Raw genomic sequence first — 494 nt, 5'->3', positions numbered from 1 at the left:
AGCCCGCCGCCACTATGATCGCCGCCGGAGTATCGGGGACCGGCACACAGCGGCCTTGCGCAACCTCTTCAACCGGCTCCTCGGCCAGCTCCACCACTGAGCGTTTTCAGCGATGAGTCTCCAGGGTGAGGATGGCTCTGGCGATTGACGTGAGTCCGGTGGGGCTGCAGCGGGCTCTGCGGAAGATCCTCCAGGTCTTGATCCGGGCGATCGTTCTTTCGACGGGCCAGCGGAGTCGGGAGTGCGCCCGGTCGGCGGACCGCTGTTTGACGGTGAGGTCTTTGCCGGGCTTCCTCCGGTGCGGGACGGCGGCGATGTCGCCGGCTCCCTGATAGGCCTTGTCGGCCAGGACAGGGATTCCGAGTCGGAGGCAGGTAGCGATGATCCGGTGCCGTCGGGCGGCGGTCAGGTCATGGACACGGCCTGGCAGGGCAGGCGAGATCCATACGAGCCTGCCGTCGGGTGCGGTGATGCCGTCGGGTGCGGTGATGACC

At 67.4% G+C, this 494-nt stretch carries 1 protein-coding gene; it reads right to left on the bottom strand.

All coding sequences use genetic code 11. From position 1 onward, the window contains the following. Positions 1-106: 106 nt before the first annotated feature. On the bottom strand, positions 107-494 hold a 388-nt coding region (locus IF89_RS44215), incomplete at its 5' end, for a transposase family protein (protein ID WP_158718166.1).

The sequence above is a fragment of the Streptomyces sp. NRRL F-2664 genome (assembly GCF_000719345.1).
Lineage (GTDB): Bacteria > Actinomycetota > Actinomycetes > Streptomycetales > Streptomycetaceae > Streptomyces.
This window is presented reverse-complemented; position numbering and strand designations above follow the sequence as displayed.